Consider the following 8,810-nt stretch of genomic DNA (forward strand, 5'->3'; position numbering starts at 1 on the left):
CGTTAGCGAAGCACCGAAGCGAAGCGCAGTGCGGAATGCCCCGACCCTTGCGTCAGCAAGGGGCACGCCCAAAAAATTAAACGATTTTCTAAACCTCAATTAAATAGGTTTTTTAGCCTACGCTAAATGCAATTAAGATTCTATCTCATCACTTTTCTAAAAAACATTTGTGTATTTTTGTGGTATGCGTAAAAAACGTAGTGCATTTGTAGTAGTTTTTGTCATTTTGCAGCAAGTTTTATGTATAGCGCAATCTGACCTAAACAGAGATATGACAATAGGAATAATCGGCGGGGCAGGAATTATGCTACCTGGTACAAGTGCTGGAACAGGTTTTCAGTTCCCTATTACAGGAGGTTTTCGGTTTGATTTTAGAATGTCTAACTATGCTTACATGAGAAGCGGTATTTTAGTCCGATACGCAGGGGTACGAAGTCGCCATTTTGAAGCTACTACCTTCATACCTGATTACATAGACTACAATGCTCTTAACCTTGTTATTCCGCTGAATGTCAGAATTAACCTAACTCCTGTATGGAGCAGAGAAAAACATTGGTACATAGCAGGGGGCTCAATGTTTTATGCGGGTGCCTATCGTAATAACATAGCTATTTCAGGTTCAGGGATTTATACAGGTCCTTATGACCCTGCTAATCCTATCTATAAGAGCAGTGAACTACGAAGCTTGCTGTACTTGCTCAACTTTAACCTTTCACCAGGGATAGCGAAAAGAATACATAGAAAGTGGATTATGCAAGCAGAGTTAGAATTTGCTCGTAACTACATGCAGGGCAAAAGTCAAATAGATAATCATTGGTTTATCGGTGCGAACATTGGGATTTTTTACAATAAAAGACATTAGAGTTTTTGAGATTTTTTTGTATTTTTTCGGAGTGAAAAAAATTGTATTTGTATTAGTTACGTTTGCTTGTTTGAGTTTGTGGGGACAAATTAGCTACAACATTACTTTACTAGGGCGATGGGATGGCGCACCTAACTCCGATATGACACATTTATTTAACCAAAAGTATAATGAAGTATGGGGCTATGCTCAAAATGGGCGAGAATATGCTTTGTTGGGAGGTGTAGCAGGATACTATTTTATTGAAGTTACTAATCCTACTCATCCTGTGCTGCGTGCTTACATACCTGATATTATCTCCTCTCGTTGTATCAATAGAGATTTGAAAACGTATTCGCACTATGCATATTTAGCCGCAGATAACTGCGCTAACTCCTCTTTGATTGTGGTAGACTTGCAGTACTTGCCTGATTCTGTGCATATCGTTTATCAAAGCGATACTATTTGCACAAATATACACAGCATGTACGTAGATAATCATCGCCTATATGCATGCAGCGTGCGTAATCCAGGTGGAGTAACAGGTTTTTACAAAATGGCAGTTTATAGCCTTCAAAACCCCGAACGCCCGCAACTTATCTCTGTACTTGATGAACCTTTTTTTAGTCATGTCCATCAAGTAACCGTTTACAATGATACAGCTTATTGCTCTAATGGCTTTGATGGCTTATTTGTATACGATTACCGAAATCCAGCTAATCCTGTGGAACTCATGCGAATTACTGGCTACCAATACTCAGGCTACAATCACTCTTCTTGGCTAAGTCCTGACCACAAAAAAATTGTTTTCACCGATGAAGTACCCCATAACTTACCGATTAAAATTTATGACATTCACGATTTTAATAACCCTGAACTTTTAGCGCATGTCAGCTCAAGTACGAATAAAAAATACAAAGTACCTCATATTCCATATTGGAAAGGGGACTATATATACTGTTCTTATTACTCGGACGGCTTGCGTATTTTTAATGTAAGCGACCCTACTCATCCTATTGAAGTGGGATACTATGATACTTACCCCCGTGATGATACCTTAGCAGAAGCAAGTTTTGTTGGCAATTGGGGGGTATATCCTTTTTTGCCGAGCGGAAGAATAATCGCATCAGACATGCAAACAGGTCTATATGTATTTGATGTAAGCAAAGCACTGTCTGTACAAAATAATCCTGATATTTTTGTTCAAGCCGAAATATTTCCTAATCCTGCACGGGATTTTATTCAAATTCAAGGTTCAAACTTTTTGCCAGGCGAAGTACGTATCCAAATTATAGACATGCAAGGTAAAATAGTTGTGGATACTTTTACGTACGCTACTCAACTACTTTCTCATCAAGTAGACATAAAAGGTCTTCCTGCTGGTGTTTATGCTGTTGTACTTTCTGACAGTAAAGGTAGATTTTACCGTACGAAGTTTGTTAAACAATAAAACATTGAGCACACTTTATGTTATTTTACTTTTCATGAAAAACTACCCCAATCAGGTAAATTGATTTAGGTTGAGCAAGATACTTTTGGTAACACGCTTTACGTTTAATTTACTCCAAAGGTAATTCCCCAGAATTCTTCATCTTGAAATCAAACAAGTAAATTTTATCCTGCAACAATAAGGCCAAGTCTATCTGCCCAATACTTGTTACATCCTCACTGATGCACTCTACGCCCAAACTTTTCAAATACGAATACAGAACACATACATAAAAACCTTCGTACTCACTCACCTATTCTTTGACTGAATGTATAACTAATGCTACTGTACAAGCTTTTCAAACTCTTTTCTAAACTCTCCATATCGCCTTGCTCTAAACTGCCCAAAGTTTGTAATGCAAACTCTTCATTTTCTCGGCTATTTTTGAGCCACAACCGCAATAAAGCTTCATTCAAAGCTTGTCCTACCTCATAATTTGGATAGCTTAGCACATACTTGGTCAGGTGGTAGCGTTTTATGCGGTCTTTAATGGTCAAATATCCTGTTTGCCACAATACAGCAGGTACTACCATGTCATCTATATCAAAGGAATTCATCAAACTTTCACTAATGACTATATCGTCAAACTTGGGAACATAATACTTGTGCTTGTGCATTAAATCTATCAAAAATGGTGTAGTTCCTATTTCAAACCAATAACTTTTGAACTCTCTGTTACGTAAGAACAACAACACATCAAAAGGATTGTACACTCGTTCGCCTTCAATGTCCCAAGTATATCCATTCTACCACTTCTTAACTTGGTCAAGGTCTATGTTGTGTAAATAGTCGGAAAACAAAGCTATCAAGTCATAGTGGGTATAGCCACAAATGGCATTAGTGTTTTTATCTAAGGTAATATCAGTAAAATTTTGTTCAAGTCGCTGAAAGTAGACGCTTTGCTAAACTTACTTACTCCTGTCATGAAGGTGAATTCAATGTATGCATCTGAACCTTTAATAACACTGTACAAACTTTTCAAAAGATCTCTGTTTGATTTGGCTACTTCCTCATTAGCTATACAATCTAGTACAGGTTTATCATATTCATCTACCAGTACGACTATTTTTTGCCATATTTGCGATAAGCTGCTTGTGTCAATCGCTCAAACAAATTAGAAAAAGAAACTTCTAACTTAAACAGAATGTCATGATAGGCGTATGCGTGTTCTAAAACAAGCTTAATTTTTTCTTTGAGTTCTTGAGTAGTGTTGTATTATCTATCTTTCGTAAAATCTAACCTTATGACGGAGTGGTAGGTGCTCCAATTCCATGCGGGCGTGAAAGAAAAACATACCTTAAATTACGGACTAAATCTAAAATGTGTGTAGTTTTTTCCACATAAATGTAATTCCTTTTCCGAACGCCCTTGAAAGTTTGTATCCCAATTGGAAGTAGTTCCATAAGGTAAGACTAAAATGTAACCTCTTTTTCAATTATTTGTTTATTGCGTTCAATTTTTATCTTGACTGTGTCGCCTTTTTTGTACTTGGCTAAACATTTCATGTAGCTCATCATGTCTATAATTTCGTCGTTATTGATTTGCAATAAAATATCATCACGCTGAATTCCAGCTCTTTCTGCGGGTTTACCTGCGCTTACGCCTTCCACTTTTATTCCTTTGCCACTATACATATAATCGGGAATAATGCCCAAAGTAACTTTGAATGCAGGAGGATTTTCATTTTTTTTCTCTTTTGTGGGTGTAAAAGTCAGTTTAGAAAGTTTTTCTGTTTTTTCTGTCAAGTTGATGATGAAGTTAAGTACTTGTACAATGCCCTCAAAATTAATTTTATCTATATCGTCTGTGGGTTTGTGGTAGTCTGCATGGGTACCTGTAAAGAAATGCAGTACAGGAATGTTTCTCAAATAAAAAGAGGTATGGTCTGATGGTCCTGTACCTGATGAGTCTAATTTTGTAGTGATGTGAGTATCTGTGCTGTCTATTTGCTTGATTAAATCCACCCACACAGGCGAAGTACCTACACCGCTAATGGCTAGCTGCTGTTCTCTCAATCGTCCTATCATGTCCATGTTGAGCATGTAGTTTACTGTGTTGAGATCGAGGGTAGGATTTTTAGTAAAATAACCTGAACCGTACAAACCCAATTCTTCTCCTGAAAAAGCAATAAATAGAAAGTTAAAATTTTCTTTGCGATTATTTGTAGCAAAGTAGCGAGCTAACTCTAATAATCCCGCTGTGCCTGATGCATTGTCATCTGCGCCATTGTGAATTTTATTTTTAGGGTTTGGGTCTAATGAACCTGGATGATGCCCTAAACCTAAGTGGTCATAGTGTGCGCCGATGACTACGGTCAGAGGTGCCTGATTGTCCAAAAAGCCAATAACATTTTTACCTTTCATTTCGTTAGGCTTAATGCTGATTTTCAGATAAAAGTCTGTGATATTCAATTGACGTAACTCCTCAAAAGTACTATGCGAAAACCAAACTACAGGGATACGCAAAAATTGAGCTTTTGAATTTGTTTTAGGTAAGTCTTCAAAATGATAAGTTCCTTTTCTATCTACAAAAAAGACCATTACAGCGCCTTTTTCTTGGGCTATTTTTGCCCTTTCTCTAAAAGAGTAGTAAGCGGTTATTTCTTCGTGCGGATTAAGTGGTTTTTCAGGAAAAGAGTAGATTACAACTACTTTGCCCATTACATTTTTGTTTGCGTAATCATCTCGTTGAAGGGTAGGGGCTACTATACCTTCATTGACGTATTCAAAATGTAAAGTTCTTAGGTTATATTCATTGCTTGCACTAAAAGGTAAAGCACAGTAGTCCTTTTTATCCTGCCAAGTAATTTTTTTGTTTTTGTTAATGCGAATTATAGTAGGTTCTTGAATGATACCTTCTACAAAATTAAACTCTTGAATGTAGGTATTGTTTTGACCTTTTGGAATAAGTTTAAGGTTTTTGAAGTGCTTGATGATATATTCGGCTGCTAGTTCTTCGCCTTTTTCGCCTGTGCCACGCCCTTGCAGCTTGTCTGACGCTAAATATGCTATATGTTTTTGAACATTTTCAGAGTTAATTTGTGCTTGTGCGCAGCACACTGAAAGGATACTTGCTACTATCAATATACGCATACACAAAAATAATACATTAGGTTTCAAAGATAGTTTCATTTTTTTGGGCGTGCCCCTTGCTGACGCAAGGGTCGGGGCATTCCGCACTCCGCTTCGCTTCGGTGCTTCGCTAACGCTGCGCACTGCCTAACGGCATGCTCCATGCCCCTCACGCAGACAACATAAGCAATTATGTCTTTACCTTGTTTAAGCTTGAAGTGCAACCACTTACAAGCTAAAACCTTGCATAAGAAACAGAGAAACGATGGTTTCAGAGATCCCTTGCGTGAGGCATGCGAAGGGCGTGCGTCAGCACGGTGCGAAGCGAAGCGAAGCACCGAAGCGTTAGCGTAGCCCGTAGCACGCCGACCTTGTGGGCATGAGCGAAGCGAAACGCCCACAAGGACACGCCGAAAAAGTTAAAACTTAACATTCAAAATAAAAACAGACCTCACACAAAACACAAAGCCCTCTCACTACCGAGAGGGCTGCGGTCTGGACGGGACTTGAACCCGCGACCCCATGCGTGACAGGCATGTGTTCTAACCAGCTGAACTACCAGACCATTTACCAACCAAATGGACCGCAAATATACAAACATATTTACTCACATGTCAAGAGTATTTTTTAGTCTTACTTTGTAACTTTCGCAAAATCAAGCAAAAATAAGCTTCACAAAGTGCTACAAACAAAATTACCTTAAACTTTTTCGCCAAGATAGAGCACTAGGTAAGGGCTTTTGATAAAGTATATGCTCCGTGAGGCACTCTGCTAAGTAGGGCGCATAAAAAACACCCTTACTCCCTAAACCATTAAAAAAATACACATTCGGATACTCAGGATGCGAACCTATAACAGGTATTCTATCCGAAGTAGCAGGGCGCGTACCTGCCCAATGCCCTGTAATTCTGTACGGAACTTGCAAAAAAGACTGTAGTTTTGCTTCTAATTCTCTTTTGCCCTGTTCGGTAGGTGTTCTATCAGTACTGTGCGGAGTATAAGTAGCACCCACAAAATACCTGTTATTCCGCTTGGGAACAATGTAAATGCCCGCAGAATACATAAATGTTTCGCAAATCGGTGCCGCAACTTCAATTTCCAATATTTCGCCTTTTGTAGGAATAATAGGTAAATTTTGTAAATACGGATTGTGTATTACTTGGCTACCTTCGCAAAAGACTACGTATTTGAAAGCTATATCATGCTTCTTCCAAACAACTTGATGTTTTTGTATGCATAAGTCTGAATATTCTACCTTTTCATGCCAACAATTACCTTCTTTTTTAGTTTCCTGCAAAAACTCATTGACATACATAAAACCCGCATGGTGAATTTCAATTCCGCCAAGTTCTGCTTTGATGTATTTAGGTTCAGGATTGGTGTAATGAACAGTTACGGGCATGTTTAGACTTTTAGCACTCCACTCATTTACCTCATTGATGTCCTTAAACGGTCGGAATGCGTTTTTTTCTACGAAGTAACGGGCAAAAAGAAAGTCTTTTTGCTGCCACTCTTTTCGTTTTTGAATAAGAGTATATGCGTTTTGAGTTAAGTTTGCTCGCTTCCCCATGATAGGATTTGTAATTCCCGCGGCTAATATTGATGAGGAAAGAAAATGGTTGTTGTCAACCCAAAGTAAAGACATCAACTTATGTCTTGAAAGTTCTCTTTGTAAAAAAGCGCCTGCTATTCCTCCGCCTATGATGAGAATATCTTTGGTAGTCATGACAAGCGTTGTATATTTGTTACAATATGCAGCAAACTTTCATAGTTTCAAAAATAGAGGATTTAGAACCTGTGGCACAAAAACTCACTGAATATTTTGGTCAATTTGAAGTATATGCGCTAGAAGGAGAAATGGGTAGCGGCAAAACAACATTTATGAGAGTACTAGGCAAAGTGCTAAACGTCAATGAAGAGGTCAATAGCCCAACATACAGTTTAGTTAATGAATACACTATTGATAACTCTATTATGCGTATTTTTCACTTTGACCTATTCCGCCTAAACCGTATTGAGGAATTGATTGAAATTGGCTTTGAGGAGTATCTACATGCCCCTAATGTGTACGTTTTTATAGAATGGTGGCAAATGGCAAAACCTTTATTGGAAAAGGTAGATTATGTTCATCTTATGTTTGAAAAAATAGATGAAAACACTCGTAAAATATCTATCAACGAAGTATATGCTTCGTAGAACAAGGATTTTTCATAAATTGTAACCTAACTAAAAATAGTTGTGTTATTTTTGCTGAACATAAGCTAAATAATATGAGTACTATCAGCATTCCCATTGAAGAAAACCGATTAAGTCCAAATACAATAGAAAGGATATTCAGAAACGCTTGGACAAGAATATGGATTCCAAAGGAGTACTATGGATTAGAAGTTCCCTTGACAGAGGGTTTGCGTTTATTAGAGTATTTAGCTAAAGAAGATGGCAGTTTAGGTTGGGTAGTTACTTTAACCAGTGGTGCGAATTATTTCGCTCGTAACATAAAGCCTGAGGTAGCCAAAAAAATATTTACAGACACAAGAGTATGTTTTGCAGGTAGTGGTATGATAGGGGGCACAGCGGAAAAGGTCGGCGATAAGTACATACTCAATGGTAAATGGTTATGGGGAACTGCGGCGCCTTATGCAACACATTTCAGCTTTAATGCGCAGATTGTAGAAAATGGAGTCCCCCAAACTAACAGCGATGGAACGCCTATGTTCCGCTCTTTTTTTTTGGAAAAAGACAAAGTCCAATCTTATGACACTTGGAATGCTTTTGGCTTGATAGCCACAGCTACAAATGAGTTCCAGGTACATAACGTAGAAGTTACAGAGGATAATTCGTTCCAATACAACAAAAGTTATTTTGACAGAGGTCCTTTGGATAGAATTCCATTTGTGGTAATGGCAGATATTACGATTTTAGTCAATTACATAGGTATAGCCAAGCACTATTTAGAAGAAAGTTTGTCTATCAAAAAAACACCTATTCAAGATGAGTTTGCTAAGTTCTTAGACAAACAAACAAATGATTTTTACAGGCAAGTAGCTCAAATTGAGCATTTATTATATGTTGATCGTCAGCTATCCCCAGAATTTTGCCAAAAAGTGCATCAGTTTGGAGTAGAGTTTGTGGAGAGGGCGTCTATTTATATTGTCAAGATTCATCCGCTTTTGGGCATGAGGGCAGCCATGTTAAACGAGCAGATCAATAAAATTTTCAGAGACTTTTTTACACTCACTCAGCATATTCACTTTCGCCATCTTTTTGAATAAATGTAGGATAAAAAATTTTATTTTTTGGGCGTGCCCTTGTGGGCATTCGCTTGCGCTCATGCCCACAAGGTCGGCGTGCTACGGGCTACGCTATCGCTTCGGTGCTTCGCTGCGCTTCGCACCGTGCTGACGCACGC

10 protein-coding genes and 1 tRNA gene are annotated in these 8,810 nt (G+C 38.3%); 4 read left to right on the plus strand and 7 right to left on the minus strand.

The features are described from left to right. The first annotated feature begins 184 nt into the window (after positions 1-184). Positions 185-862 (plus strand): hypothetical protein, encoded by a 678-nt coding sequence (locus tag NZ519_09095; protein MCS7028909.1) that lies wholly within the window; start codon positions 185-187, stop codon positions 860-862. 70 nt (positions 863-932) lie between these two features. After that, on the plus strand, positions 933-2,291 hold the full coding sequence (locus NZ519_09100) for a choice-of-anchor B family protein (GenBank protein MCS7028910.1): 1,359 nt from the start codon (positions 933-935) through the stop codon (positions 2,289-2,291). A 109-nt stretch (positions 2,292-2,400) separates the two neighbouring features. Here NZ519_09100 and NZ519_09105 read toward each other — a convergent pair whose 3' ends face one another. From NZ519_09105 to NZ519_09135, 7 genes are all read right to left on the minus strand, one after another. Beyond that, positions 2,401-2,583 carry a PD-(D/E)XK nuclease domain-containing protein gene (locus tag NZ519_09105; protein ID MCS7028911.1) on the minus strand — a complete coding sequence of 61 codons (183 nt, stop codon included), beginning with the start codon at positions 2,581-2,583 and terminating at the stop codon, positions 2,401-2,403. Continuing rightward, positions 2,576-3,025: a hypothetical protein gene (locus NZ519_09110; GenBank protein ID MCS7028912.1), complete on the minus strand. Its 450-nt coding sequence runs from the start codon at positions 3,023-3,025 to the stop codon at positions 2,576-2,578. Before NZ519_09110 ends, NZ519_09105 begins: the two co-directional genes overlap by 8 nt. A gap of 546 nt (positions 3,026-3,571) precedes the next feature. Beyond that, positions 3,572-3,733, minus strand: coding sequence for an AAA family ATPase (locus tag NZ519_09115; GenBank protein MCS7028913.1), 162 nt, complete (start codon positions 3,731-3,733; stop codon positions 3,572-3,574). 9 nt (positions 3,734-3,742) lie between these two features. Then, on the minus strand, positions 3,743-5,545 hold the full coding sequence (locus NZ519_09120) for a M28 family peptidase (GenBank protein MCS7028914.1): 1,803 nt from the start codon (positions 5,543-5,545) through the stop codon (positions 3,743-3,745). Continuing rightward, positions 5,458-5,802, minus strand: a complete 345-nt coding sequence (locus NZ519_09125) for a hypothetical protein (GenBank protein ID MCS7028915.1) — start codon at positions 5,800-5,802, stop codon at positions 5,458-5,460. Before NZ519_09125 ends, NZ519_09120 begins: the two co-directional genes overlap by 88 nt. A gap of 90 nt (positions 5,803-5,892) precedes the next feature. Further along, a tRNA-Asp gene (locus NZ519_09130) sits at positions 5,893-5,966 on the minus strand. 129 nt (positions 5,967-6,095) lie between these two features. Further along, entirely contained in the window at positions 6,096-7,127 is a 1,032-nt protein-coding gene (locus NZ519_09135) for an FAD-dependent oxidoreductase (GenBank protein MCS7028916.1), read from the minus strand. A gap of 26 nt (positions 7,128-7,153) precedes the next feature. Here NZ519_09135 and tsaE point away from each other — a divergent pair, with 26 nt between their 5' ends. Then, positions 7,154-7,597 carry a tRNA (adenosine(37)-N6)-threonylcarbamoyltransferase complex ATPase subunit type 1 TsaE gene (tsaE, locus tag NZ519_09140; protein MCS7028917.1) on the plus strand — a complete coding sequence of 148 codons (444 nt, stop codon included), beginning with the start codon at positions 7,154-7,156 and terminating at the stop codon, positions 7,595-7,597. Positions 7,598-7,671: 74 nt separating this feature from the next. Further along, positions 7,672-8,673 (plus strand): hypothetical protein, encoded by a 1,002-nt coding sequence (locus NZ519_09145; protein MCS7028918.1) that lies wholly within the window; start codon positions 7,672-7,674, stop codon positions 8,671-8,673. Positions 8,674-8,810 lie beyond the last annotated feature (137 nt).

It is taken from the genome of Bacteroidia bacterium (genome assembly GCA_025056095.1).
GTDB lineage: Bacteria > Bacteroidota > Bacteroidia > JANWVE01 > JANWVE01 > JANWVE01.

Bases quoted from the DNA above. Each gene is read 5' to 3' on its own strand.
- NZ519_09095 (MCS7028909.1), top strand. From the start codon at position 185: ATGCGTAAAAAACGTAGTGCATTTGTAGTAGTTTTTGTCATTTTGCAG.
- NZ519_09115 (MCS7028913.1), bottom strand. From the start codon at position 3,733: ATGGAACTACTTCCAATTGGGATACAAACTTTCAAGGGCGTTCGGAAA.
- NZ519_09135 (MCS7028916.1), bottom strand. From the start codon at position 7,127: ATGACTACCAAAGATATTCTCATCATAGGCGGAGGAATAGCAGGCGCT.
- tsaE (MCS7028917.1), top strand. From the start codon at position 7,154: ATGCAGCAAACTTTCATAGTTTCAAAAATAGAGGATTTAGAACCTGTG.
- NZ519_09145 (MCS7028918.1), top strand. From the start codon at position 7,672: ATGAGTACTATCAGCATTCCCATTGAAGAAAACCGATTAAGTCCAAAT.